The sequence below is a fragment of the Roseimicrobium gellanilyticum genome, assembly GCF_003315205.1.
In the GTDB taxonomy this organism is placed as follows: domain Bacteria; phylum Verrucomicrobiota; class Verrucomicrobiia; order Verrucomicrobiales; family Verrucomicrobiaceae; genus Roseimicrobium; species Roseimicrobium gellanilyticum.
The window spans coordinates 739,784-764,809 of sequence record NZ_QNRR01000002.1; the positions used below are offsets into that span (position 1 = coordinate 739,784).

The 25,026-nt window shown below is 58.1% G+C and carries 26 protein-coding genes and 1 tRNA gene; 19 read left to right on the plus strand and 8 right to left on the minus strand.

The window, feature by feature from the left end; all coding sequences use genetic code 11:
• Positions 1 to 46: 46 nt before the first annotated feature.
• From DES53_RS08285 to DES53_RS08305, 5 genes are all read left to right on the plus strand, one after another.
• The gene (locus DES53_RS08285) at positions 47 to 1,261 is read left to right on the plus strand and encodes a bifunctional 3,4-dihydroxy-2-butanone-4-phosphate synthase/GTP cyclohydrolase II (protein ID WP_113957758.1); all 1,215 of its coding nucleotides are present in this window, start codon (positions 47 to 49) and stop codon (positions 1,259 to 1,261) included.
• A gap of 92 nt (positions 1,262 to 1,353) precedes the next feature.
• Entirely contained in the window at positions 1,354 to 1,854 is a 501-nt protein-coding gene (ribH, locus tag DES53_RS08290) for a 6,7-dimethyl-8-ribityllumazine synthase (protein ID WP_113957759.1), read from the plus strand.
• Between the two features lie 9 nt (positions 1,855 to 1,863).
• A complete protein-coding gene (nusB, locus tag DES53_RS08295; RefSeq protein ID WP_113957760.1) occupies positions 1,864 to 2,298 on the plus strand; it encodes a transcription antitermination factor NusB in 435 nt (144 codons plus the stop codon).
• A 23-nt stretch (positions 2,299 to 2,321) separates the two neighbouring features.
• The gene (gene ftsY, locus DES53_RS08300) at positions 2,322 to 3,170 is read left to right on the plus strand and encodes a signal recognition particle-docking protein FtsY (protein ID WP_113957761.1); all 849 of its coding nucleotides are present in this window, start codon (positions 2,322 to 2,324) and stop codon (positions 3,168 to 3,170) included.
• Between the two features lie 187 nt (positions 3,171 to 3,357).
• A complete protein-coding gene (locus DES53_RS08305; RefSeq protein ID WP_113957762.1) occupies positions 3,358 to 4,497 on the plus strand; it encodes an Lrp/AsnC family transcriptional regulator in 1,140 nt (379 codons plus the stop codon).
• Positions 4,498 to 4,799: 302 nt separating this feature from the next.
• Here DES53_RS08305 and DES53_RS08310 read toward each other — a convergent pair whose 3' ends face one another.
• Complete coding sequence (locus DES53_RS08310) at positions 4,800 to 5,495, minus strand: zinc metallopeptidase (protein WP_113957763.1); 696 nt, start codon at positions 5,493 to 5,495, stop codon at positions 4,800 to 4,802.
• 142 nt (positions 5,496 to 5,637) lie between these two features.
• On the opposite strand from DES53_RS08310, the gene DES53_RS08315 reads away from it, so the two are divergent.
• The 3 genes from DES53_RS08315 to DES53_RS08325 are packed head-to-tail and all read left to right on the plus strand — an operon-like array spanning position 5,638 to position 8,292.
• Positions 5,638 to 6,549, plus strand: coding sequence for a LysR family transcriptional regulator (locus tag DES53_RS08315; protein ID WP_245958120.1), 912 nt, complete (start codon positions 5,638 to 5,640; stop codon positions 6,547 to 6,549).
• Positions 6,550 to 6,594: 45 nt separating this feature from the next.
• Positions 6,595 to 6,948, plus strand: coding sequence for a ribosome hibernation-promoting factor, HPF/YfiA family (gene hpf, locus DES53_RS08320; RefSeq protein ID WP_113957765.1), 354 nt, complete (start codon positions 6,595 to 6,597; stop codon positions 6,946 to 6,948).
• Between the two features lie 54 nt (positions 6,949 to 7,002).
• Positions 7,003 to 8,292: a sulfatase family protein gene (locus DES53_RS08325; RefSeq protein WP_113957766.1), complete on the plus strand. Its 1,290-nt coding sequence runs from the start codon at positions 7,003 to 7,005 to the stop codon at positions 8,290 to 8,292.
• Between the two features lie 81 nt (positions 8,293 to 8,373).
• Here DES53_RS08325 and DES53_RS08330 read toward each other — a convergent pair whose 3' ends face one another.
• Positions 8,374 to 8,724, minus strand: coding sequence for an acyl-CoA thioesterase (locus tag DES53_RS08330; RefSeq protein WP_113957767.1), 351 nt, complete (start codon positions 8,722 to 8,724; stop codon positions 8,374 to 8,376).
• A 137-nt stretch (positions 8,725 to 8,861) separates the two neighbouring features.
• Between DES53_RS08330 and DES53_RS08335 the strand changes: the two genes are divergently transcribed.
• The 6 genes from DES53_RS08335 (at position 8,862) to DES53_RS08360 (ending at position 13,142) form a co-directional block, all read left to right on the plus strand.
• Positions 8,862 to 9,464 carry a GNAT family N-acetyltransferase gene (locus DES53_RS08335; RefSeq protein ID WP_113957768.1) on the plus strand — a complete coding sequence of 201 codons (603 nt, stop codon included), beginning with the start codon at positions 8,862 to 8,864 and terminating at the stop codon, positions 9,462 to 9,464.
• Entirely contained in the window at positions 9,452 to 10,312 is an 861-nt protein-coding gene (locus tag DES53_RS08340; RefSeq protein WP_113957769.1) for a nitrilase-related carbon-nitrogen hydrolase, read from the plus strand. The genes DES53_RS08335 and DES53_RS08340 overlap by 13 nt, the downstream gene beginning before the upstream one ends.
• 69 nt (positions 10,313 to 10,381) lie before the next feature.
• Positions 10,382 to 10,864: a large conductance mechanosensitive channel protein MscL gene (gene mscL / locus DES53_RS08345; protein ID WP_113957770.1), complete on the plus strand. Its 483-nt coding sequence runs from the start codon at positions 10,382 to 10,384 to the stop codon at positions 10,862 to 10,864.
• 67 nt (positions 10,865 to 10,931) lie between these two features.
• Complete coding sequence (locus tag DES53_RS08350; protein WP_113957771.1) at positions 10,932 to 12,569, plus strand: sulfatase family protein; 1,638 nt, start codon at positions 10,932 to 10,934, stop codon at positions 12,567 to 12,569.
• A gap of 135 nt (positions 12,570 to 12,704) precedes the next feature.
• Positions 12,705 to 12,890 carry a hypothetical protein gene (locus DES53_RS08355; protein WP_113957772.1) on the plus strand — a complete coding sequence of 62 codons (186 nt, stop codon included), beginning with the start codon at positions 12,705 to 12,707 and terminating at the stop codon, positions 12,888 to 12,890.
• Positions 12,891 to 13,067: 177 nt separating this feature from the next.
• A tRNA-Val gene (locus tag DES53_RS08360) sits at positions 13,068 to 13,142 on the plus strand.
• 143 nt (positions 13,143 to 13,285) lie between these two features.
• Here the strand turns inward: DES53_RS08360 and DES53_RS08365 are convergent.
• The 5 genes from DES53_RS08365 to DES53_RS08385 all read right to left on the minus strand — a co-directional run bounded on the left by DES53_RS08365 (position 13,286) and on the right by DES53_RS08385 (position 16,877).
• Positions 13,286 to 13,696, minus strand: coding sequence for a hypothetical protein (locus tag DES53_RS08365; protein ID WP_113957773.1), 411 nt, complete (start codon positions 13,694 to 13,696; stop codon positions 13,286 to 13,288).
• Between the two features lie 122 nt (positions 13,697 to 13,818).
• Positions 13,819 to 14,826, minus strand: a complete 1,008-nt coding sequence (locus DES53_RS08370; RefSeq protein ID WP_113957774.1) for a bestrophin family protein — start codon at positions 14,824 to 14,826, stop codon at positions 13,819 to 13,821.
• A 98-nt stretch (positions 14,827 to 14,924) separates the two neighbouring features.
• The gene (locus DES53_RS08375; protein WP_113957775.1) at positions 14,925 to 15,332 is read right to left on the minus strand and encodes a nuclear transport factor 2 family protein; all 408 of its coding nucleotides are present in this window, start codon (positions 15,330 to 15,332) and stop codon (positions 14,925 to 14,927) included.
• Positions 15,333 to 15,483: 151 nt separating this feature from the next.
• Positions 15,484 to 16,104 carry a hypothetical protein gene (locus DES53_RS08380; protein ID WP_113957776.1) on the minus strand — a complete coding sequence of 207 codons (621 nt, stop codon included), beginning with the start codon at positions 16,102 to 16,104 and terminating at the stop codon, positions 15,484 to 15,486.
• A 62-nt stretch (positions 16,105 to 16,166) separates the two neighbouring features.
• Complete coding sequence (locus tag DES53_RS08385; RefSeq protein ID WP_245958121.1) at positions 16,167 to 16,877, minus strand: hypothetical protein; 711 nt, start codon at positions 16,875 to 16,877, stop codon at positions 16,167 to 16,169.
• Positions 16,878 to 16,990: 113 nt separating this feature from the next.
• Here DES53_RS08385 and DES53_RS08390 point away from each other — a divergent pair, with 113 nt between their 5' ends.
• A complete protein-coding gene (locus tag DES53_RS08390) occupies positions 16,991 to 17,683 on the plus strand; it encodes a hypothetical protein (protein WP_147263280.1) in 693 nt (230 codons plus the stop codon).
• A gap of 25 nt (positions 17,684 to 17,708) precedes the next feature.
• Here DES53_RS08390 and DES53_RS08395 read toward each other — a convergent pair whose 3' ends face one another.
• Positions 17,709 to 18,035, minus strand: coding sequence for a hypothetical protein (locus tag DES53_RS08395; RefSeq protein ID WP_113957778.1), 327 nt, complete (start codon positions 18,033 to 18,035; stop codon positions 17,709 to 17,711).
• Between the two features lie 390 nt (positions 18,036 to 18,425).
• Here DES53_RS08395 and vccA point away from each other — a divergent pair, with 390 nt between their 5' ends.
• The 4 genes from vccA to vccD are packed head-to-tail and all read left to right on the plus strand — an operon-like array spanning position 18,426 to position 24,580.
• Positions 18,426 to 22,364, plus strand: a complete 3,939-nt coding sequence (vccA, locus tag DES53_RS08400) for a Verru_Chthon cassette protein A (RefSeq protein ID WP_113957779.1) — start codon at positions 18,426 to 18,428, stop codon at positions 22,362 to 22,364.
• An 11-nt stretch (positions 22,365 to 22,375) separates the two neighbouring features.
• A complete protein-coding gene (gene vccB / locus DES53_RS08405) occupies positions 22,376 to 22,912 on the plus strand; it encodes a Verru_Chthon cassette protein B (protein ID WP_113957780.1) in 537 nt (178 codons plus the stop codon).
• On the plus strand, positions 22,909 to 23,973 hold the full coding sequence (gene vccC, locus DES53_RS08410) for a Verru_Chthon cassette protein C (protein WP_113957781.1): 1,065 nt from the start codon (positions 22,909 to 22,911) through the stop codon (positions 23,971 to 23,973). Before vccB ends, vccC begins: the two co-directional genes overlap by 4 nt.
• Positions 23,963 to 24,580, plus strand: a complete 618-nt coding sequence (gene vccD, locus DES53_RS08415; protein ID WP_113957782.1) for a Verru_Chthon cassette protein D — start codon at positions 23,963 to 23,965, stop codon at positions 24,578 to 24,580. Before vccC ends, vccD begins: the two co-directional genes overlap by 11 nt.
• Positions 24,581 to 25,026 lie beyond the last annotated feature (446 nt).

The window sequence follows — 25,026 nt, forward strand, 5'->3', positions numbered from 1 at the left end:
TGCACCGTAAGCTATAAAACAGGGTATCAAGCCCTTAGCGCATCGCATGTCAGACACCCCCGCATTCTCTCCCTTCTCCCCGGTCGAAGCCATCCTGGCAGATATCCGGATTGGCAAAATGGTCATCGTCACGGATGACGCAGACCGTGAAAATGAAGGGGACTTGGTCTGTGCTGCCCATGGTGCCACGGCAGAGGCAGTGAATTTCATGGCGAAGTTTGGCCGGGGGCTCATCTGCGCTCCCGTGTCGGAAGAGTACGCTCAGCGCCTTGGCCTTACTTCCATGGTGCAGAAGAACCGGGATGCCTTTTCCACGAATTTTACGGTGAGCGTGGACGCGGCGGTGGGCGTCACTACAGGCATCAGCGCACCAGACCGGGCGAAGACCATCTCTGTCCTCGCCAATCCCGCCAGCAAGGAAGGCGACCTCGTGCAACCGGGACATGTGTTCCCGCTCATTGCCAAGAATGGTGGCGTCTTGCGTCGTGCCGGCCATACCGAGGCCGCCGTCGATCTTGCTCACATGGCGGGTCTGGAGCCTGCGGGCGTGATCTGCGAGATCATGAACGACGACGGCACCATGGCCCGGTTGCCGGAGTTGGTGAAATTTGCCAAGGAGCATGACCTCAAGATCTGCACCATTGAGAGCCTGATTCGCTACCGTCAGGAGCGTGAGAAACTCATTGAGCGTGAGCAGGTCATCAAGATGCCCACGGACTACGGCACCTTCGACCTGCACCTGTACCGCAGCAAGCTGGATGGCGAGAACCATCTCGCCCTCGTGAAGGGGCAAATCGATGACGGTGAGCCCGTGCTGGTACGTGTTCACAGTGAGTGCCTTACGGGCGACGTGTTTGGCTCCCGCCGTTGCGATTGCGGTGGGCAGCTTCACGCCGCCTTGGAGCGCATTGAGAAGGAGGGCAGGGGAGTCCTGCTCTACATGCGCCAGGAAGGCCGCGGCATCGGCCTCGCCGCCAAGATTCACGCCTACAAGCTTCAGGAAGAAGGGCTGGACACCGTGGAAGCCAACCTGAAGCTCGGCTTCGCCATGGACCTGCGCGACTATGGTCTGGGTGCCCAGATTCTCTTCGACCTCGGCGTGCGCAACATCCGGCTCATGACGAACAATCCCCGCAAGGTGGTGGGTCTGGAGGGCCACAAGCTCCACATCGTGGAGCAGTGCCCCATCCGCCTCGAGCCGAACGAGCACAACGCGAAGTACCTCGAGACTAAGCGGACGAAGATGGGTCACGACCTGTGAGGTTGTCGGCGTCTGGGCACATCTGGGATTCCGTAGGGACAACCGCTTCCACGGTTGATCTGCAACCCAATCGCCAGTAAGTCTCCCGCCCCATGTCCGAAGCCGCACCCCCACGCCCGCGCAGTTCCTCCTCGCGCGCGAACATTGCCATCGTAGCCAGCCTGTACAACGAGCCCTACGTGAACGCGATGCTGGACGCGGTGCGGTCCGAGATTCAAGAACTGATGCCCGAGGCCCAGGTGGTGACCTACCGCGTGCCCGGCGCCTTCGAGATTCCCGTCTGCGCGGAGTTCGTGCTGCGCAACACGGGGGCCGATGCGCTGGTAGCCCTCGGCGTCATCATCCGCGGTGAGACAGAGCACGGCGACCTCGTTGGAGCATCTGTGACGGATGCGCTCATGCGCATGGCGGTGGCCCATGTCACGCCTGTGGTGCATGAGGTGCTGCTCGTGGACAGTGAGGAACAGGCAGAGGAGCGCACGATGGGTGAGCGCATCAATCGTGGCACTGAAGCGGCTCGCGTTGCCGTGAACATGGTGCAGCTCTTTGAGAAGCTGCGCGTCACCTTTCCCTTTCCCCAAACTCCGGCGTAACACGATTCGATGGCAAAACCTCCAGGAAAACGCCGGGAAGGCCGCCAGGCCGCAATGCAGTACCTCTTCGCCCATGACTTGCATGGTGAGGTGAGCGACACGGAGCGCAATGCGTTCTGGGATCTCCACATGGCGAAGAATGATGTGCGCGAGTATGCCGAGCGCCTCATCAAAGGCATTTTGGCCTTCCGTGAAGAGATCGATACCCGCATCGCGGGCGTGTTGCAAAACTTCAGCTTTGAGCGCCTCGGTACGGTTGATCGCAATATCCTCCGCTTGGCTGTCTATGAATTGCTGCACGAGCAGGACGTGCCCCGTCCCGTGGTGATCAATGAGGCCATCGAAATCGCCAAGGCCTTTGGTGATACCCAGACACGTGTCTTCGTGAACGGCGTGCTGGATCGCATCGCCAAGACGCTGCCTCCTGTCACCACTGCAGGCTAAAACGACTATCGCCAACTTTCTTAATGGCCGGCTTTTTCACCAAACTCGTTCAGCGCTTTACCAAGGCAGAGATTGACTGGGATGATCTCGAAGCGCAACTCATCGCGGGTGATTTGGGGGTGAAGCTCTCGATGCAGATCGTGGAAGACCTGCAGGCCCAGGCGCGGAAACTGCATGATGTGGACATCGTCGAAGTGACGAAGAAGCACATCCGCGCGCTCCTTCCAGCGTACACCACCCCACTGCCCCCGCTCATCTCCGGCAAACCGAAGGTCGTGCTCGTGGTCGGTGTGAATGGCACCGGCAAGACGACCTCTACGGCGAAGCTTGCCAATTTTCTGAAGAAGCGCGGCAACAGCCTTGTGCTCGCTGCGGCCGATACCTTTCGTGCTGCCGCCGTGGAGCAGCTCGAAGTCTGGTCGAAGCGTGTGGACGTCCCCCTCGTAAAAGGACCACCCAATGCAGACCCTGCTGCCGTCTGCTTCGACGCGTACACCTCGGCCGCTGCGAGGAGCGCGCAGTTCCTCATTTGCGACACCGCGGGCCGCCTGCACACACGCCACAACCTCATGGAAGAGCTGCGCAAGGTGCAACGCATCGTGGGCAAGAAGGACCCCACCGCACCTCACGAAGTGCTGCTGGTGGTGGATGCCACCACGGGTGGCAACGCCTTGCAACAAGCACGGGAGTTTCACAAGGCTGTCCCTCTGACCGGCATCATCGCCACCAAGCTGGATGGCAGTGGCAAGGGTGGGGTGGTGGTGGCCATCCAGCAGGAACTGGGGATCCCCACGCGCTTTGTAGGTACCGGCGAGCAGGTAGACGACTTCGCGCCGTTCAATGCGGACACCTACCTTGATCAAATGCTCTAGACCGTTCTAGGCGTTCCTTGCTTGGAAGGATGACGCTGCTTCAACCGTTTGAATATGATGGAATCACCCACGCTTTTCTGCGATCATCCCTGCGGCCTTGCGCACAGGATCGCAAGGAATGCGGTGTCTGTCTCCCCGTGACACCGTAGTGATCCCAAAGACTGGAACCCTTTTCTGATTATCCCCCATGACTGCCACCGAGAACTCCACCCTTGTGCCGACGGAACACACGGATCCGATTAACGCTGAGATCCTGGCTGTGTCGGAGGACCAGATCAAAGGCTTCCACAAGCATCCTTTCCAGTTCGTGGCGGAGAAGAGCGGTCTCCCCCTTGAGACGGTGTTGGAACGTGTACGTGCGATGCTGGGTGCTGGCGTCATTCGCCGCGTGCGACAGACGCTGCTTGCAAACAAACTCGCGGATGGCGGCCTTGTGGCGTGGAAGATGCCTTCGGTCGACAAGCTCGATGCAGCCTTCGACTTCATGTTCAAGGAAGACCCCTTCAGTGGTCACGTGGTGCTGCGCTCCACGGATCGTGAAGTGAGTGGCTCCGACTTCAAACTCTGGACTACTGTAAAGGTGCCGCAGGGCAAGGAGATCTCTGAGCATTGTGATGCGCTGAAGCGCCTCGTGGGTGCGGAGGAATACATCATCATGCAGCCCAAGGGCATCTTCGCCCTCGGCGTGGGCCATGTCCGCCGCAAGACCATGGAGATTGGTTCCAAGGCGGATGAACCTGCCGAGATGATCACTCCGGACATCGTGGACCTGACCCAGGAAGAGTGGGACGTGCTCATTGCGATGAAGCGCGACTTCAAACCGGAGGAGATCGTTCCCGAAATCTGGGCCGCTCGTGCGAAGGAGGCCGGCGTGTCTCTCGACCGCTTCTGTGAAGTGGCGCGCGGCTTTGAGACGAAGGGCATCCTCGGCCGCTTCTCGACCTTCCTTGAGCACGTGAAGCCCTCGCAAACGGGCGTGCGCGTGACTCGCTTCAACGCACTCTTCCACTGGCGTGTGGAGGAGGGCATGCAGGCCAGGGCCGGCAGCGAAGTCGGGCGTCATGACATCATGACTCACGCCTACTGGCGCGAAGGTGGTCCCCGCTTCGCCAACGCCAACATCATGGGCGTGGTGCACGGCACCGATAAGCAGCGTGTGCTGGAGCACAAGGCGGCGATTGACCGTCACCTGGAGAGCATCGGCATCCCCGTGCTTTACACGAACGTCTTCTGGGGCGGCCGCAGCGAGATCAAGCCCAGCGAAATCTCACCCAAGGTCTATGCCGAATGGCACGCGAAGTGGGCCGGGAAGGCGAATGTGATTTGAGCTGCTGAACGAAGCATTCACCTTTTCAAGGAGCGGGGGCATTCTTGCCCCCGTTTTGCGTTGGGGTGGCTTTCGAAACCGAAGCACTCAGGGTTTTTGCAGAATACGTACGGGGGGTCTGTTCCGCACGCTGTTGCGAGCCGAATGGGAAAGAGTGTTCTCCACTCCTTCACACGTGAGCAGCCTCCTGTGAATAGGGGCGATGCCTTGGAAAACACAAGGCGCCCTGAGGGTGGCCGGGGTCCGAGCACTGCTCGGTTGGCCATGATCTCAAGGCGCCTCTCGGGGGTGATTTGCGGAACTTATTCGTTGCTGCTGCTGCGTCCGCCGAGGATCAGCGGCAGCAGGTGCCAGAGCAGGTAGGCGAGCGACGTGATGAAGGCGGCAACGTAGGTCCAGGCCGCGGCTCTGAGCACGCTGCTCACAGCGCTGGCCTCCTCCTGCGAGCGCACGATGCCAAGGTCATTCAGCACGAGTTTCGCACGGCGGGTGGCGTCGAATTCCACCGGGAGGGTCACCAGGTTGAAGAGCATGATCACGCCCCAGGCCACGGCCATGATCATGAGACCGGTGTAGGGGGCGATGATGTTGGTGAACATGCCCAGCAGCGGCAGCCACATCACAATCTGGCTGGCGAATGTGGTTGCACCCACGGCGGCCATTCGCCAGTGCAGGGGAGCATAGGCCACCTTGTGCTGGATGGCGTGGCCGGCTTCGTGCGCAGCCACACCCACGGCGGAGGCTGAGCGGCCATGGTAGTTGTCCGTGCTCAGCACAAGACGCTTGTGCATGGGATCGTAGTGGTCGCCGAGCATTTCCTGATGTTCATAGATCTGCACATCATGAATGCCTGCACGCTCCAGAATGAGCGCGGCAGCCTGGGCGCCCGTCATGCCATTGGCCACCGGGGTCTGCAGGTGCTTGCGATACACGCTTTTGACACGCCAGGACGCCCATAGGGACAGGGCCAGGGTGCCGAAGAAGAGAAGCCAAATCATAGGAGTTCGGGGTAAAAGGTTGAGAGTGTCTATCTATAGGTACGCCCTTTTCGGAAGCGGCGGACGTGAAGATTAGTGCCATCATCCTGTGGAATGTTGATGAAGAAAATTCTATGCAATTCTTAGGTTTTAACTAAGAATCGTGACCGAACCCATGGAATGGCTGAACTATCATCACCTGCGCTACTTCTGGAGCGTGGCCCGGGAGGGGAGCATGCGGGTGGCTGCGGAGAAGCTTGGCGTGTCCCAGCCCTCCATCAGTGCGCAGATCCATCTGCTGGAGGAATCGTTGGGCGCAGAACTCTTTCGGAAGAAGGGGCGTTCCCTCATTCTTACGGACACCGGGCGGGTGGTGTACAACTACGCTGAGGAGATCTTTGCCCTTGGTCGCGATCTATTGGGAGCCGTAAGGCACGGGCCAGTCAGCCGATTGGCTCCATTTCACGTGGGGCTCACGGACACGCTTCCCAAACTGGCCGCCGCGGAGATCCTGCGGCCGGTTTTCAAGCTGTCGCAGCCCGTTCGCGCGGTGTGTCATGAGGATGACATCGAGGATCTGCTGCCGTTGCTGGCCACGCACCGGCTGGACATCATCCTGGCGGATGAGCCCGCGCCGAGCAGCGCGAAATTCAAAACCTTCAATCATTCCCTGGGCACCTGCGGAGTGACTTTGTGCGCGCCACCGAAGGTCGCTGCGAGACTGCGTCAGGAGTTTCCGAAGTCTCTGGATCGCGCACCTGCGCTTCTGCCTGCGGAACACTCGCCTCTGCGTCGCATCCTGGATCCGTGGTTCGACGAGCATCAGGTACGCCCGGAGGTGATCGCCGAGTTCGACGATCCGGCACTCATGCAGGTGTTCGCGCTGGATACGCCGGGATTTTTTCCACTGCATGCGGTCGCCGTAGAAGAGGCCGTGAAGCGCTATGGTTTCCGTGCCATAGCCACGCTGGAAGGCGTGCGCAGTGAGTTTTTCGCAATAACCGCGGAGCGGAAGCTCAAACATCCGGCCACGGTGGCCGTGACCCAAAATGCGCAGGAACGTCTGCTTGGTTGACGCCTTTGACGCGATTCTTTATTAAACACACAACGCTTCACTCACATGCAACTCCATCTCAGTCCCCGCAACCTCCGCCTCACCGCCGCCATCCACCAGTACGCCGCAGAAAAGATTCTGCATCTGGAAGACCTTGCCGAAGAAATCATGGCCGCACACGTGGTGCTCATCAATGACGAGGCAGCTCGTGCGCAGAAGAAATTCACGGTGAAGGCTCACCTTGCCGTACCCGGACCCGACATTCACGCCCAGGAATCCGGCGAGGATCTCTATGCCGCACTGGACAAGGTGGCGGCACGCCTGGCACGCCAGCTCCGCAAGCGCCACACCGCGCTGATCGACAAGAAGCGCCAGAAGAAGCAGCGCGCCAAAGAGGCGACAAAGCGTCGCGGCGCGTAACTCAGTGATGCATTTCGCGCAAGGTTGAAAGGTGAGGCGCGTTGAAAGTGGCGCATGCGTGCTCTTTCATTCCTCACCCTCGTCTTCACGACCTGCCTGAGTCTAAACACCTCTCTTCGTGCGGAGGCCCCGCCGAACGTGGTCCTGATCATTTCGGATGACCACCATTGGGGCGACTACAGCTTCATGGGGCATCCGGAGGTGAAAACTCCGCATCTCGACAAGCTTGCCTCACAGAGCCTGCTGTTCACCCGCGGCTACGTACCTTCCAGCCTTTGCTGCCCCTCCCTGGCCACCATCATCTCCGGGCAGTACCCGCATCAGAATTACATCACCAGCAACGATCCTCCCGGTTCCTCGGCTGGCAAACTGAAGCAAAACGATCCAGCCTTCCTGGAGGGACGCGAGAAGTTCAACAAGCACATGGACCAGCTCAACACCCTGCCACGGGTGCTGGGTAAGCAGGGTTACGTCAGCTTCCAGACAGGGAAGTGGTGGCAGGGCGACTTCACGCGCGGCGGCTTCACTCACGGCATGACCAAGGGCAGCCGCCATGGAGACGATGGGCTGAAGATCGGTCGCGAGACCATGCAGCCCATGTATGACTTCATGAAGATGGCGCAGGGGGAGAAGAAGCCCTTCTTCCTCTGGTATGCCCCCTTCCTCCCGCACACACCGCACAACCCACCGGACCGTCTCCTCGCGAAGTACAAGGACAAGACGCCATCCCTCACCGTGGCGAAATACTGGGCCATGGTCGAGTGGCTCGATGAAACCTGCGGCGACCTGATGAAGTACCTCGATGACAACGGTCTCGCGGAGAACACCATCGTGGTCTACGTGACTGACAACGGCTGGATCCAGGATCCCGAAAAGCCGAAGTATGCACCACGCTCCAAGCAGAGCCAGTACGATGGCGGCTTGCGCACGCCTATCATGGTGCGCTGGCCGGGTAAGGTGAAGCCAGGCAAGACAGAGGCTCTTGCCAGCAGCATTGATATTGCGCCAACGGTGCTCCGGGCCATCGGCAGCGAGCCTCCCAAGGAAATGACCGGCCTCAACCTGCTGGATACTGCTGCCGTAGACGCACGCAAAACCATCTACGGAGAGATCTTCACCCACGACTCACAGAACATCGATGTCCCGGGTGCGAGTCTCCGCTGGCGCTGGATGATCGACGGAGATTTCAAGATCATCGTCCCTGATTCGAAGAACGAGCCAGATGCCAAAGTGGAGCTCTACAAGATTACGTCGGACATCAACGAGCAGAGGGATCTCTCACTGACACAAACGGAGCGAGTGAAAGAGCTCACAGCAAAGCTGGATGCGTGGTGGAAGCCGTAGGGAGATTTCAGTAATCAGTAGGTCAGTAATCAGTGTTCAGATCTGTTTACTGACTTACTGAATACTCTGCCCACCACCCTTCTAGAGCGCGACTTTTCTACCACTCTCATCCACTCGCACCTGCGTCACGGTAGTGCTGAAGACCAGCTCCGCCGTGCCGGTTTGCAGCGACTCCGCGTACACCTGCACGAGATAGCTCACGGAAGTGGTGCCCGTGCGTGACTTGGTGGCATCGAATCGCAGCACGGTGCCGCTGTGCACGCTCTTGCGGAAGATGACCTCATCCATCGCCACGGTCACGAGGCGGCAACCGGGGTGCTCGTGGCTGGCGGCGATCCAGGCAATCTCATCCACCCACTGCAGGAGATGTCCACCGAACAGAAAGCCGTAGTGATTGAGATGCTCCGGCAGTACGAGGCGACGGTTTTCCATGGAAGCATTCTGTGCCTTGGGGAGGGGGGCGCAAGGTGATTTGCGGGAGGGGTTGGTCTATGATTCAATCCACCTGTGCAGGAAGCTGGATTGAAGAACCCTGTTGCTTCGCTCCTGCTCCCGCTCACTCTGTCCGCATGCCAGATGGATTGACCTATCATGAACTTCAGGGACCTGCGCTAGAACCGTGGCTGGATCAGCTCGGACAGCTGCGCATTGCCGTGTTCCGCGAGTATCCGTATCTCTATGATGGTTCGCTGGAATACGAACGCGATTATTTGCGCACATACTCCGGGGCGCCGGACAGCCTTGTGGTGTTGGTGACCAATACCAGCGGTGAAGTCGTGGGTGCCACCACCTGCATCCCCCTGAAAAACGAGGGGCCTGAATTCCAGGAGCCCTTTCTCAAACACGGCTTCCATGTTGATGAAGTCTGCTACTTCGGGGAATCCATTTTGCTGCCGGAGTTGCGTGGCCAGGGGGTGGGGAAGGAATTCTTCCGCCGGCGCGAAGCTCACGCTGCCCGGCTCGGCTCGCGATGGACCAGCTTCTGTGCCGTGGATCGCGATCCTGCGGATCCCCGCCGACCCGAGGGCTATCGTCCGCTGGATTCCTTCTGGCAGGCCCAAGGCTACGCGAAGCGACCCGGCATGCAGGCGACCTTCGTATGGAAAGAGATCGGCGAAGAGGCTGAATCTCCCAAGACACTTACTTTCTGGCTCAAGAAATGGACACGCTGAACATTGACCTCTGGACCTGTGACGTGGGCGTTGCGGCATCCTCACCCCAGGCTTTTGCGGACTTGCTGAAGGAGCGGGTGCTGGAGAGCTGGAACAAAGGAGCTGATGTCGCAGTGCTGCCGGAGTATTCCTGGATGGGCTTGGAACGCTTTGTCACCGGTGAAGACAAACTCGGCGGTGTGGCGGATCTCTTCTGGGGTGATATCTGGCCGGAACTCAAAACGCAAGTCGCGCGCAAAGACAGGGCGGTGGTGATGGGCACGGTCCCATTTAAGACATCGGCTGGGACTCTGCGAAATCGTGCGCCCATTCTCTGTGGTGAGAAGGAACTGCATCAAGACAAGCTCTGCCTGACTCCGTGGGAGAGAGTTTTTGAAGGGGGCGAGGCGCTCTACGTCTGGACGCTTCACGGGGTGAAGTTTGCCGTGGTCATCTGCCTGGACATCGAGGTGCCGGAGATCTCGGTCGCCCTGAGGGGCAGGGGAGTGGACTGCGTGCTGGTGCCCAGCGCCACGGAGAGCATTCTTGGTGTCGAGCGGGTGGGACGCTGCGCCTCGGGGCGTGCCGTGGAGCTATGCGCCTTCGTAGGTGTATCACAACTGGTGGGCAAGGCCGAGTCTGAACTGGTCGATGAAAACGTGGGCAAGCTGGCCTGGCATGCACCGTCCCAATCTGCCTTCAAGCACGCATCACGGGAGACGATGAGTCCGGCTTTGCTGGAAGAGGGCTTTCACCGTCTGCGCGGTGCGCTTCAGGTGAAATCCTTGCGTCGGGCTCGAAAGATGGTGGTGGAAACCAATCCTGCACACTTGACGCCGGGAGCAATTCTCGTGCAGGATGACGGCTGATTAGGCATTCTGTGTGCTCACATCATTCAAGGTGCTGTGCCTGGCTAAACCTCAACCAAGGACGGACTCATGAAAAACCTGCTGAATGAATTCAAGACCTTTGCCCTCAAGGGGAATGTAGTCGACCTCGCGGTCGGTGTGATTATTGGCGCTGCGTTTGGGAAGATCGTGTCCTCGATCGTGGAGGACCTCATCATGCCGGTGATCGGCGCGATCTGGAAGGCCGACTTCACGAACCTGTATGTCGGGTTGAGCGCCGAGGTGCACAAGGCGGTGGAGGCTGCGGAGAAGGCCGGCGCCCCCCTGTCCCTGGCTGATGCAAAAAAATTCGGTCCAGTATTCGCCTACGGTAGTTTCATCACCATCCTGATCAACTTTGCCATCATCGCCTTCTGCGTGTTCATGCTGGTGAAGTTCATCAACAAGCTCGCCAGAAAGAAAGCCGAGGAGCCGGCGCCTGCAGCCCCTGCGGAAGACGTCAAATTGCTTGCGGAAATCCGTGACTTGCTGAAGGCTCAGCAGAGTAGCGCAGGGAAGGCGGGCCCGCTGTAGTCGCAGAACCCGCTCCAAGGTCACATTTTCCAGATAGGACAGGGTCATTCGGGCGTTTCCGCCTGTCATGACCTTTGCACGTCTTCCCATCCTTGCCCTCGTGCTTGCCGCTGGCTTGCCTGCGGTATCGCCACGACCTGTGGCTGCCGCTGAAGCCAAGCCCAAACAGCCGAACATTCTGTTCATCTTTTCGGACGATCACGCCTACCAGGCCATCAGTGCCTACAAGGACCCACGTCAGCTTGTCGAGACGCCCAATATCGATCGCATCGCCAAGGAGGGCATGCTTTTTAACCGCTGCATGGTGCCCAATTCCATCTGTGGCCCCAGCCGCGCGGTGGTGCTCACGGGGAAGTACAACCACATCAACGGCTTCCTGAACAACAGCAACTCGCGTTTCGACAATACCCAACCCACTTTCGTGCGTGACCTGCATGGAGCCGGCTACCAGACGGCCATTGTGGGCAAGTGGCACCTCATGACGGACCCGGTCGGCTTTGACTACTGGCACATCCTTCCCGGCCAGGGCGTCTACTACAACCCACCGATGATCGACAATGGCAAGCCAGTGAAACACGAGGGGTATGTCACCGACATCATCACGGACCTCACGCTGGATTGGCTGAAGAATCGCGACAAGACCAAGCCCTTCCTCATGATGTGCCAGCACAAGGCTCCGCATCGCGAGTGGGATCCACCCATCAGACATCTCGGATGGAACAAGGGGAAGCCTTTCGCTGAGCCGGAAACGCTTTTCGATGACTATGAGAATCGTGGTCAAGCCGTGAGGGACCAGGACATGACTATCGAGAAAACATTCACGCCCAAGGATGCCAAGCTCACCGCGCCGCCGCAGCTCAATGCCGAGCAGAAGGCCGCTTGGGACGCCTACTACGCACCGCTTAACGAAGAATTCCAGAAGCAGAACCCACAGGGCAAGGATCTCATCCGTTGGCGCTACCAGCGCTACATGCATGACTACCTCGCCTGTGTGAAGGCGGTGGACGACGGCATGGGGCGCGTGCTGAAATACCTGGATGAGGAGGGCCTCTCAGAAAATACCATTGTAGTGTATGCGGCCGATCAAGGCTTCTACCTCGGAGAGCATGGCTGGTTCGACAAGCGTTGGATCTTCGAGGAGTCACTTCGGACACCGCTACTCGTTCGCTGGCCCGGAAAGGTGAAAGCGGGCAGTGAGAACAAGGACATTGTCTCCACCGTGGACTTCGCTGAGACGTTTCTGGAGGCGGCGGGCCTGCCCATTCCGGCAGACATGCAGGGGAAGAGTCTCGTGCCCATTCTCTCCGGCAATACGCCGTCCGATTGGCGGAAGAGTTTCTACTATCACTACTATGAGTACCCCCAGCCCCATCACGTGCGGCCCCACTACGGAGTGGTGACGGACCGCTACAAGCTGGTGCACTACTACGCGCCGGATGTGGACTACTGGGAGCTCTACGACCGTGAAAAAGACCCGCATGAACTGCAGAGCTTCTACGGGAACCCTGACTATGAAAAGGTGACTGCCGACTTGAAGGCTGAGGTGCAACGCCTCCGCACCGAGTTGAAGGTTCCAGAAAAGGAGGAGCCCTGGTTCTACGGCGGTCGCAAGCCAGGCCAGCCCGAACCTGGCAAGGCCGGTGGCGGCGGGGGACAAGGAAAGAAAAAGAAGGCTCAGAACGCCGGTACGGCGCAGGGCAGCTAAATCGCTGTGCAAGATGGAATAAATTGTTCTCGACAGTATTCATCCTTCCGACCTAACATCATCGAACGTACAGGAGGTCATCTCCGTAGGTGGCCGACCTGTGGCGAAATCACTACCACAACCTGACTCCATCCCATGAAAGCTCTGCTTACCGTGCTCACCGCCGCTGCCATGATGACCTCCTTCTCGCTTGCGGAATCCAAGTACAAGGAAGGAAGCTGCTGCGACAAGGCCGCCAAGAAAGGCGAGAAATGCCAACATCCCTGCTGCGTCGATGCCGAGAAGGCAGGCAAGGTGTGCGAGAAGTGCAATAAGAAGTAGCCGACGCTACCCAACTTTCGGAGAGGCCAGTTCGTGCGCGTGCCGGACTGGCCTTTTTCGCGTCGGCCCCATAAATCGGCCCAGTCCACTGGGATTCTGCATTTTTCCGACACTTTCTGCTGGCACATTCTACCAACCGCGTTACATAGCTCTCCGCCTTGAACGCCAAGCGCAAAGGCGCGGTTAGCTCAGTGGTAGAGCACGTGCTTCACACGCACGGGGTCGCAGGTTCGAACCCTGCACCGCGCACCATCTCCCCAGTAATCTTGATGGGAGCCCTCGTATACCTCTGTCGGAGAGTCTTTTTTGAGGTACGGATAATCGAGAAGGTTGCGCCGTAACCGCTTTCGCGCGGGCACACCTCAGCCTTGGGAGCAAGGGCCTTGTTGCGCTCCTCAACCAAGTGAAGTCGCATGTTGGCGAATGAAAGCAACCAGCTCTGCGTCCGTGGTGTCAGAAAACACTTTCAGCAGTATTTCTCGCGCCACCTGTTTCGTGACTGTTGCCACCGACAAGTCCGAATCCGAAAACCAAATGTCGAGAGTGACGTCTGCGAACCACCTGCTCGCATAATAGTCGATCACCATGCTTTCGGCACTCTCGACGGAGAAAGTCTTTGGAGATGCGAGGAAACAATCGAAAGCCTCGAGTGCCGTGGTGGCATCGACTGCATCAAATTGGGTGAAGCAACCCTGACGGTGAAGTCCGAACAGTCGCTGCCACTTAGGTACAGCTTTCTCCGGAGCCCCCTCGACACGACCATGCATGAGCCCCTTCTTTGTTTCGCACCAGATGTGCCGCTGCATGGTGATGGGGTGTGGTTGTAGGGAAGTCATCGGGTACTTGAAGCTCAGCGACTTGGTTTCCCCCCCTTGAAAATTTCTACGTCACCAAGATTCCACCAACGGAAGATGCTGAAACATTGCTGCTATAGAACAATGCTGTTCTTGGGCTCAAGTGGTGGTGGCAGTTCTGTTTCTCCGAGCATCTCGCGCAAATCGATTTCTGCGGTGCGGCACATCTGTGAAATGGGCACGTCATTCGGACTTCCTTCAAAAGGGCACTCGGTGCTGTCGCCCACCTGTTCCAGTGAGGTGTATATCCAGGAGAGCAACACACTGAAGGGAACCACCAGCCAGACCATGTTTCCTTTCATGATCCCAGTGAGGCTCTCGTTGAGCTTGTCGAATTCCCTCAAGAGACCGAACGGCAGCAGCAGGCAGAACAACTTCACGAAAATGCGATTGATGGTGGCGAATTGCCGCGGGTAGGGGAAGTCCTTGATACGTTCGCTTCGACCCTGCAGCAGGAAGAAATCCCGGAGGACCTTTTCCATGTCGATGAACTGGGATACCACCATCTCTTCTTTGGCGAAAAGTTCTTTGAGCGCCTTGCCCTGTGTGCTCATGAGATAAGTCGCCTTGTTTTGCGCCAGGAGAACCTCTTTTAACTCTTCACAAGATAGATACTTCGCCAGCTCGGCCTCCAAGGTGGTTTCCTTTTCAGGGATGCAGTACAACCTGGAGTACCTGATGTTGTTCGTCTTGTGCGACGATTCCCAAGGCCTGGGCTCTCGCATCTGATAGCGCATCGCCGCCAGCCAGGCGAGATGGCGGTAGATGAGTTCCTTGGCTTTCTCTGCGCTCTTCAGATAGTCCCGGCTCGTGACTCCCCAAGCCCTGCTGCTGCTCAGGATATCTCCCCAAACTTGGCGAGCCTCCCAAATGCGACTGTAGGTTTGCGAGTTCTTGAAACCAACAATGAACGCCGTGGCCGTGCCGAGGAGCGCGACCACCGTCCAGGGAATGCCCAGCCACTTCAAGTCCGCCATCTGATAGAGCACCACGGGCACGACTCCCATGACGACGAGAAGGTAGATGTCCCGCTTGGTCCAGGCGATGAATTCCGAAATCCTGTAAGATTTGCCGATGTGCATGATTGCTTCCCAGTGATCGAATCCAGAGTCTCATGGATGTCGAGCACAATTCTCGCGACAGATTTTTCTCCTAGGTGCCATCTGCACACGCCAGTCACCTACCAAGGCTCAAAGCAATCGTAGTTTCTCTGCCGGTGTATCTTGCCGTCACGCAGTTCAAAGAAGATGGCGAAGTGTGCCATCATGGTGCCACCTGCTGGCAGGGATGCAATTGGGACTGCCAGCACGGCCGTCCAGGTGGCCTCCACGGCAACGCGATCGCCTTGCGAGACGATGGAGTGGATTTCGTATTCCTGGCTTTGAAGAATGACCGGCACTTGCTCGGCCCGCTTCAGGAGATTGGGAACGTCACTGTGTCCTCCGCTCGGATTGAGCCGGTTCGGAAGTTCTATCTGTAGGGCGTCAGTAGTATAGAAGCGGGCCAGGGCGTCTCCCGTGGCGTTGCTCTCGACGGCAGCGAGGTAGTCCCGCACCAATTGGATATTCTGGGCCTCGGTACTGATCATAGCGGGCCAGCATGGCTGGCCCGGTTCGACACCTCAATGATATTCGTATCAGGATCGCGAAAATGCGCGGGAATTAGGAGGCGGAGTTTCGCTTCCTGGCACGGGAACGTTAACATCGTTACTCCACTGGGCGCTCCAGCTGACTGAATCTTCAGGGCGTATCCTGCGCATCCCAATCATCGCGCGAGTCCTTGGCAAGATCGCGCCGCCAGCATTGGGTGACGGAGCCAGCGAGAATGCAGCTATAGACCTGCCATTGGTCCTTGTCCCGTTTCACCGAGAGAAGGTTCGGCGCGACGTATTGATAGTCGGTCCGCTCGGTGTGGATAGAACCCTTGTAGGAATACAGCACGTGAGCAAAGCGGTCGTCGTCAAAAATACTGCCGTGTATTCTTAAGGGAAGGAGTTGCGGATCACCGACAAAATCCGGGTGACGTGCGATCGCGTGGTAGCAGGCGGATGCAAAAATTTCCGCATCAGGCGCGGTGAGGTCCTTGGGGTGCAAGGCAAGACCAGATACCGCCGCGATCTGCTCTTTTGAGAAGTCGTGGAGCAACCGATCGTAGCAAGCAGAGAGGTGCTTGCGAAACATCCGTAGCGAGGCAGGATGCATCAGGCTGGAGAGCTGTTGGAAGTCATGGCTGAACTGGGCGCCCAGTACTGCATCGAGGAGATCGTAAATGGCAGTCTCCGCAGTAGGATTCGCCAGGGCGACAGTGGGCAACGCGACAGCCCCGCCGGCAAGAGTCTTGAGAAAAGCGGTTCGGTTCATGGCTGCGGTGTTAGAGGCAGCCACAGCATTTTTGTTCACATGGAGTAAAGGACAGAGGCCCTTCAGCTGATTAGAAGCAACCTCGGCATCTGCCCCGGTTCCGTGGTTGGCGCCCGGTGGATGCAGGGCGGCACAGGACAGCCCGGATACTGGATGGCTATGCGCCAGAGATTCCCAATGCCGAAGGTGTACGGCTGTGCACCCGGGAGAGGGGCATAGTGCAGGTCATAGCAGTTGTCCTGCAGGTACTCCCGGAAGGCCTCGTCATCCTCACCGCCGAAGCGCTCCAGAAGCGTGGTGCGGGTCTCCGGCACATCTACACGGCGCACCGCCTCTTCATTGCGCAGTCCCTCGGAGGTCGCTCCGTAGTAGGTGCAAAGGTAGGTGTCCGCCATCGTGGTGGCGCTGTCGGCATGAAAGGAATACACATCCGTGGGCACCGGCTCGCCATCCATCTCCCGGAGACCGGTGTGCACGCAGTCGAGATTGGGAGAAAGCTCCCAGGAGCGCAGGAGTTCCTGGTCTGCTATGAGGATGTCACGCGCGGCATTTCCAGCCTCGCTCAGGTCCAGTGCCAGCAGTTCTTCATCCTCAACACTGACAATGCCGTCCGTGACGCCCAGTTTCTTCACGATCTCGCCAAAGTCCCCTGCGAGTTCACGCTGCCAGCACAGTGCGTTGATGCCTGAGTTGAACGCGGTCGTCACAAGCTCGTCAAAGCTGCGCACCATCTTGACGCGAAAATAACCAAATGGGGAAGCGGGGGAGGACAAGCGGGAAATGATGGGCGGTATGGCCCTGGCGTCAACCTGTGGGGTGATCCTTCTTGCATATGCACAGGGATCTTTCGGTTGCGCTTCCGAGCGGGTTTTGATACCCAGCATGCATGGACCAGTCACAGGCCTTTCAAGATGGATACTTCGTTGGTCGTATGATCGGCGCGATTCTCCTGGTGCTGCTGGTAGGTGGAGGTGGTGTTTTCTTCGTCGTGGCCCTGGTCAAGTCTTTCACCAGAAAAACCACGGGATGGATCGTGACAGCATCGATCCTGGGGTTCCTGGGACTTGCGCTTTTGGGAACGATGCTGCTCGGCTTCGCCGTAGGCATTACCAAGGCAATAAAACAGTCTGACCTGGACCAGGTGCTGACTTCCAAGGATGGGCGATATTCCATTTCGGTGCCTGGGGCGTGGAACGGAAACACCGCCCCGGATGGAGTGACCTGCCTTGAGGCGAGGAGTAGATTCCCGGCGCGGCATGTCATGGTGATCGCGCTCGGAAAGGATCTCGTGCAGAGACCGCTGGCCGACTACGCGGCAATTTCGACAGAACGCATCACCAGCGGTACCAAGAATGGTGTTCGCAGCGACCCGGAATCACTCGCCTTGGGAAGCTATCCAGCGATCCGGTATCGAGTCTCCGGAAATTTGGAAGACAGCGAGGTAGTATACCATCTGACTTTCGTCGAAACGCCAGGGGCACTCTGCCAGATCTCGTGCTGGAGCCTCCAGTCTGACGAAGGGATCGCGAAGCCTATCTTTGAAAAGGTAGCAGCATCGTTCGTGGAGAATCCGAAGTGAAGCCGTTCCATCCTCCTCGCCAGGCTCACGTGTGCTCCTTGGCTTTCTCGCTGGCGTAAGCAGCCCGGGAACTGGCGTTGTTTTCCTCACCGTGGTCCTTCAACCATTGCCTGAATACGTCAGGTTCCATGGGAACTTTGACGAATTGAATCCCTTGCTTGCCGAAACTAGCGACACTTTCGGAGGCCATCGCTTCCCACTCGACGTGGCTATCTTCAAACCGGTCGGGATCCTGTGCAAATGCCTTCACCTCCGCCCAGGTGCGCTCGTTGGGATACCAGGCAACCCCGAGCACAACATTGCGCAAGAGTTTTCGGGAGGCAAAGCGTTCAAGGAAGGGGCGTCGCTTCATGATGTTGGGCGGGCCTGTTGGTGCATCGCGGATAGATTCATACAAAAGCACGAAACCGAAGACAACATCTGTTCAAGCCTCGAGACGTCAACTTGAAGTAACTGACGGGCTGGTCTGTTCCTGAAACCAACGGAGTTGATTTTCTCGAAGCTCACTTTGATCCGCAGAACGTGTCATCATTTGATACCCCGGATCTATTGTTCCAGAGCATCATTTATTTTGCGCGATGCTTGCACACGACATGAGAAGTAACCCTCTCTCTGTCAACGCACAAATGGTTCACCAAGGGATGTTTGCGATGAGGTCGGCTTGCCTGACTTTGAGTCCCCCCAAAAACACAAGTCCCACTGCCAGGTCGCAGCGGGATTCTGCATTCGTGGGATGGTATCAATGAAGAATCCCCCTCCGCAATTCACTTCGTTTCACAATATTCGTTCGTCCCAGGGAATTGCCCTGATCATGGTGCTGGTGGCCATCACCATGGTATCTCTGCTGATACTGGCATTCCTTGCCAGTGCCCGCACGGAACACCGTGCGGCCTCGGCCTTTTCGAACGTTGCCCAGGCACGCAACCTCTCTGAGCTGCCTGTAAATTTAGTCATCGGGCAGATCCGTCGTGCCACGGAACAGAATGGCCTGGAGCAGACGTGGGCCTCGCAGCCCGGATTGATTCGGGTGTTCGGGACGGAGCCGGATCCGCAGAACACAGGAACACGCTCCAAAACCGTCGCCCTATATAAGTTGTATTCAGACGAGACCATGGTGGTCATGAGATCCAATGCGAGCGCCACGGCGAATGGTATGAACATCAATGAGGTGAAAACCGCCCTCGATGCCGATGTTCAAGGCGTGCCGGACTGGCAGAAGACTCCGGGAATGTACGTGGACATCAATGAACCGGCCGTGGCTCTTGTGGAAGGCTCCGACAAGGTGCAGGCGGTGTTTCCCATCAGCGATCCTCGTGCCAGGTTCGCTCGCGACAACGGACGGGCCGTGGATGGTTTCCAGTTCGATGACAAGGCGGTGCCGGGTACGGTAGCACCTTCAGGTCCCGATGACGTGACTGCGCGTCTGCCCATGCCCGTGAAGTGGCTCTACGTCCTTGCCGATGGTCAGCTCGCAGCTCCCAAAGGTGGAAACGCTGAGACAGGTCTGGCATTTGACGATGCGACAGCACCGTCCTCCATTCCTTCGGCAACGAATCCCATCGTAGGGCGTGTCGCATTCTGGACTGACGATGAGAGCACGAAAATCAATGTAAACACCGCGACGGAAGGAACGGCATGGGATGTGCCTCGCGCCTACACGGCCACCACGGTGAAGTTTGCCCGTCGACAGCCCGCGCAGAACGAATACTCACGTTACCCAGGGCACCCTGCGCAAACATCATTGAGCCCGGTCTTTCAGGCCTTCGGTTCCTCCCTGATCGTGGAGCCTTTCATGAGCGACAATGAGCTGGCGGCCGTATTGAAGCGTTACCACCAGTTCAGCCCGCGCACGCCGTGGGGTGGCAGTAAGGGAGGCACCATCGCACCCTCCGCTGCCGTCCTGATGGACAAGGACGATCGGCTCTATACCACGCTCGACGAACTCGTGTTCGACCGGAATCGCAAGGAGCAGGATCCGATGTTGAGCCGTCAGGACATCGCGGCTGCGCGCTTCTTTCTCACTCCGCATAGTCGTGCACCTGAGTTGAACCTTTTCAATCAACCGCGAGTGATGCTTTGGCCCATCTCGGCGGACAGCGCGGAGCGCAATGCCAAGGACAAGCTGTTGGCGTTCGTCGGCACGGGTGGAGGCAAGGCATGGTACTTCTCCCGCCTGCGAAACTTCAAGAGCTTGACTGATGCTGGTTCCGCACAGAGCACCAGAGGCGATCTGGACCTGCAGGGCGGCGCCGGCAACGCTGCGCTGAAGCGCAATCGCGAACTTTATGAGAGCCACCTGATCCCGCTTACTGGCGGCAACAACGGTCAAGCGGCTTCGGCGCATAACATCCCCGGCTTCGGTGGGAACTTTGCCGCGAAATACACGGTGCCAAGGCGCAATCAGATCCTCACTGAGATGGTGGACTTCATCCGGTGGTCTGTGAATAGCTACAGTACCGGTCTTGCGCCTTCGTACACTTACACACCACCGCGCACGGGAGTCAGGACCGCGGAATCCTCCGCAGTGCCTCTCATTCCCGGCAATGGCACGAAGGGCTTCGGGAGATTTCCCTCCATCACGGAGGCCGCGATCGTGTTCATGGCAACGAGCAAGAACAACGCCACGGGAGCAACGACCCGCATGCAGGCGTTCATTGCTCTGGAGCCATACATTCCCACCACCGGAGCTCCGGCGGCCACGGCAAATGTGCGCTATCGTATTTCTGGTTTGAATGGATTCACCGTCAATGGGGTTCCCGTCTCATTCCCTGACGTGGATATGATCCGGTGCAACACGGCTGCCGGTTATCTGGACTCCGGAGGCAGCACCGCCTTTTCCGGATTCGCGGCTCAATTCAAAAAGGCGAATCTCAGTTCCAGTGCCTCGGACCAGACGACGTCCGCTCGCCAGTTGGCAAGAGGGAACGAAGACAACGCCTTCCCCTTCTACAGTGCGCTCATCCCCGTGAATCCGACAGCGTCCGATTTCACCTTCAGCGGTGGCACCATCGCCATTGAGGTGCTGACCGGCTTCTCGGACGCGGCCAGCGCGGAGCTTGTGCAGACACTGCATCTGACTTTCCCACCAACGACGCTGAAGGTGCCGAAGATGGTAAGCGAGGAATACAATACTCTGGCCAAGCGCATGCAAGTGAATGCCGGAGAGTTCGTGAAGTCCTTGATCCAACAAGGGGACATCACACGTAGCGTGGAAGTGGATGTGAATGGCCCCTCTCGAGGAGATCTTCGCCTTCTTTCCGCCATGAGTGATGTGCCCACCTCGTGGTTCACCACTCATCCCAGCTACACGGATTCCAATGTGGAGCGCCTGCATTTTCTCCGGCAGGGAAATCAGATGGTCGCCGGGCAGTTTGGTCCTGGTGATGGAGCTGGTGGTCCTCTAGGAGTATCTCGCAGCCAGAACCGGGCCGCCACGGTGAATACCGCAGGCACATTGGTCCGGGGCATCTGGTATGCACGTGACTCCACTCCTGCCGTAGGTCGCGGACAGGATGGAGCGTTCAATACCAAGAATCGCCCTGGCGATTTCGACAATGGCACGGGACGCATCGAAGACGGTCCGTACATCAACAAGGCGGATGAGAACAACATCATCACAAACAACCAGGCGGATGATGGCAGCCTTGGCTACTTCAGCCGGCACTCATTCACGGTGGAGGATGGTGTGACCTTCAGTCCCAATCGCCAGATCGCCTCGGCCATTGCATTCGGCTCACTGCCCTCAGGCATCTTCAGCAACCTGCCTGCGGATGTGCACAAACCCTGGCAGACCCTGTTGTTCTCACCCATTCCTCCCTCACGTACTACTCCTGCCAACGCACAGCCAGACGAGGACGATCATGAAGGATTCAAAGGTCCACGTGATCACCTCTGGCTCGACCTCTTCTGGATGCCGGTGGTCGAACCGTATGCCATCAGCGAGTCCTTTGCCACGGCTGGCAAGATCAACATGAACTACCAGTTGATGCCGTTCCGTCACATTGAACGCAGCACGGGCATGCATGCCGCCCTGAAGCCCGTAATGCTCAGCGCCATCAGCCCTAACTCGGTCGGAGGCACCAATTCTGCCGGTTATGACAACGTGGGCGGGAACAACTACAAGGAAGGCACCTTGCACAAGTACGAGTTGCACTACCACGTGAACCGCAGCGAGACGCTCAAGGGGCTTTCCGGGAGATTCACCTCAGGTGATGTCTTTCGGTCTCCCTCGGAGATCTGCGAAATCTTCCTTGTTCCCCAACGGCGCAGCGGTGCCAGCTACAACCCTGACGCCAACCCGCCTCCTGCCAACTACAACGACATGGTGACGTGGTGGAATGGAGACATGAACGCTCCAGATGCCTTTGAACCAACCGGGGACAACAGCCGCGAAGCTCCCTATAACCAGCTCTATCCAAGGCTGACGACCAAGTCGAATACCTTCACGGTCCACTTCCGTGTGCAAACCTTGAGAAAGGCGCGCAGTACGGATGCGGCGCACTGGTTCGAGGACAAAGATGAAGTCCTTTCGGAACATCGCGGCTCCGCAACACTCGAGCGTTATCTGGATCCGCAGGATCCGGAGCTTGCTGCCCTGGGCAACAATGGACCCAGTGACACCCAAAGCTGGGATCGCTACTACAGATTCCGCATCATCGAACGCAAAGTCTTCTCCCCCTGAGCTTGCTTCTCATGCAAAAACACCCCCCCTCCATCACTACCCGGGCGTTCTCACTGCCCGAAGTCGCCCTCTCTCTGGGCATCGCCACCACGGCACTACTCACACTGATCTCGCTCCTGCCATTCGGCCTGGATACCTTGCGCGAGTCCAGCAGCAAACAAGCCGAGGCCCGCATCCTCCAATCCGTACTGGACCGGTACCAATCCGGCATCTGGATGGAGAAGGACTCGGCCGGGGGCACCGGCAATGTATTGCTCAAGGATAGGCTGCTCTATTTTGACCAGACAGGCACCGAGATGGAAGATGCCTCCAGCGTCGAGTGCGACTATGTGGTGCAGATTCATATCGACGGTCCTCCCACCTTGCACGGAGATGCCAGCGACAATCCCTACCTGCGTCGCGTGCGGGTACGAGTAAGCGACCGGCCCAATGATCCCCAGCGGGCCTTTGCAGATGGCTCCGGACACTACCACGAGCACAGCGTGTGGATCGCGCTTCTGGACCAGACTGGACCCCTGATGGGCCCTCTCCATTCCTCTGAGCTGTGAAAAGAACGCCTTCGCCTCACGGCTTCACTTTGATCGAGGTGCTGGTGTCCGTCTCCGTGCTCGCGCTGATGCTGACCATCCTCGCGGACATGATGACACGGACGCAAGATACCGTGACCAATGCCAGCGCGCATGCCACGGAGTTTCAGGAAGCCCGTCGTGCACTCGATGCCATCAGCAACACTCTGTCGCAGGCAACCATGGACGCGGTGTGGGCTTATCGCCGTTCCACGACGGATGCATCTGCCATCATTGGATATGATCGCACTTCCGATCATCACTTCATTCTGGGGCCGGCATCTGATCTGTTGCGAAGGGACGCTGAGGCAGGGCAGGTGGTGTTTTTCCAGGCTCCCTTGGGGAAGACCAGGAATCAGGCAAAGAGCCGGTTGCATGACCTCGTGAATTGCTGCGGCTTCTACATCCAGTATGGAAGTGACCTCACTGAGCGTCCTGATTTCCTGAGGGCCGGGCAGGCCACAGTGCTGAATCCTGAACGCAAGCGTTTCAGGTTGATGCAATACACACAGCCTTCGGATGACAGCCTGCTGTATGGTGACGCTACGAGACTGGGGTTGAATCGGCTTTCCAATCGGAGTCAGGCGTTGCGGTGGTACCAGGATGATCTCGCCACCGCTTCCAAGCCGCTCGCGGATAACATCCTGGCATTGGTGCTAACACCATATGCCACGCATGCCCAAGGGGCCACTACCTCGCTCTTGCCTGATCCGCAGTACCGCTACGATAGCAGGGACTTCCAGTGGAATGGCTTGAACGAAGCCAACAAATCGCGCCGTCACCAACTCCCGCCAATGGTCAGTGTTACCATCGTCGTTGCCGAGGAGCGCAGCTTCGAAGCGCTTGTTTCCCGAAAGGGAGAGCAGGGGGCAGCAGAGGCGGTGCGAGGGGTTCTGCGAGACCGGTTCAAAGAACACGACAAGCTCAAGGTCGACCTTGAGCTGGTGCAACAAGGATTGAGTGCGCTGCGTCTGCACCACAAGGTGCTCAGCACCATGGTGGCGTTGCGTGGCTCCAAATGGATATCAGAAAATGAAATGTAGCAAATGGACATCACGCAGACACGGAGCCTTCACCCTCGTGGAGATTCTTGTCGTGATCACGCTCGTCGGCATGTTGATTACCATGGCGGCTCTCACCGTGCCCGGCGCGCTTGCCAGTCAGCGGCTCTCGGCTGCGGCTCGCCAGCTGTCCGCTGATCTCAATCATGCCACACTTATGGCACGAAAGGAAAATCGTCCGGTGGAGGTGCGTTTCTATCTGATGGATCCGCTCATGCCACCGGGGGAGGTCGCGTGTCGCGGGTACCAAGTTGCTGTGGTCACAGGCTGGGATGCGGAAGGGCGACCAACCACGAGCTTGGATGCAGAAATGCAGCGCCTACCGGATGATGTGCTCCTCATGCCGAGCCCCACCTACAACACGCTTCATGGCAAGGCGATTCATGACAATGACAATTCAAACGCTGGAGGCGGCGCACCGTATGTCAGCTATTTCATCAACGGTGATGGAACGACCACGTTGCCCAGTCAGGCACCGGCCGTACTCACCTTGGTACGTGAGACCTCCGGTCGCATCCCTGCTTCACTGCCTTCGGATTACCGATCCGTGGTGATCGATCCTCAGACACATTTGTGCCGACTTTACTAACTTGATGGGAGCATGGGATGCTTTGACCCTGCACTTGTTTTTCTTGGGCAAAGACTCGCTTTTAGCACATCGGCTGTACACACCTTCAGGTGCATTCAGCTTTGCGGTGCGAGGTGGCGGTGCACGCCGCAAGGATCGGCAGGTTGTTAGAGCACTTTGGATAAATCCAACCGCAGAGCTTCTGATAGCGCTTTCCCGAATCTGCTCCTGCAGCTGCCGGTTGTTTTGGTAGAGATGCTGAAGGCCCTGGACTGTGCGCAGCACTGCTGCTGCTTTCCTCAGTGCAGCCTGCTGCACGCCCTGTTGCGACGAAGTCGCCAGGCTTTAATCGTTCCACGTTTGCTCGCAAGGCGGAAGGCCGGCCACCGTGCAGTATTGGAGTTGCGAGAACGGCGACTCGCCCCTGCCACCCCCAGATCGATATGCGTTGAATGCCTCACGCACCT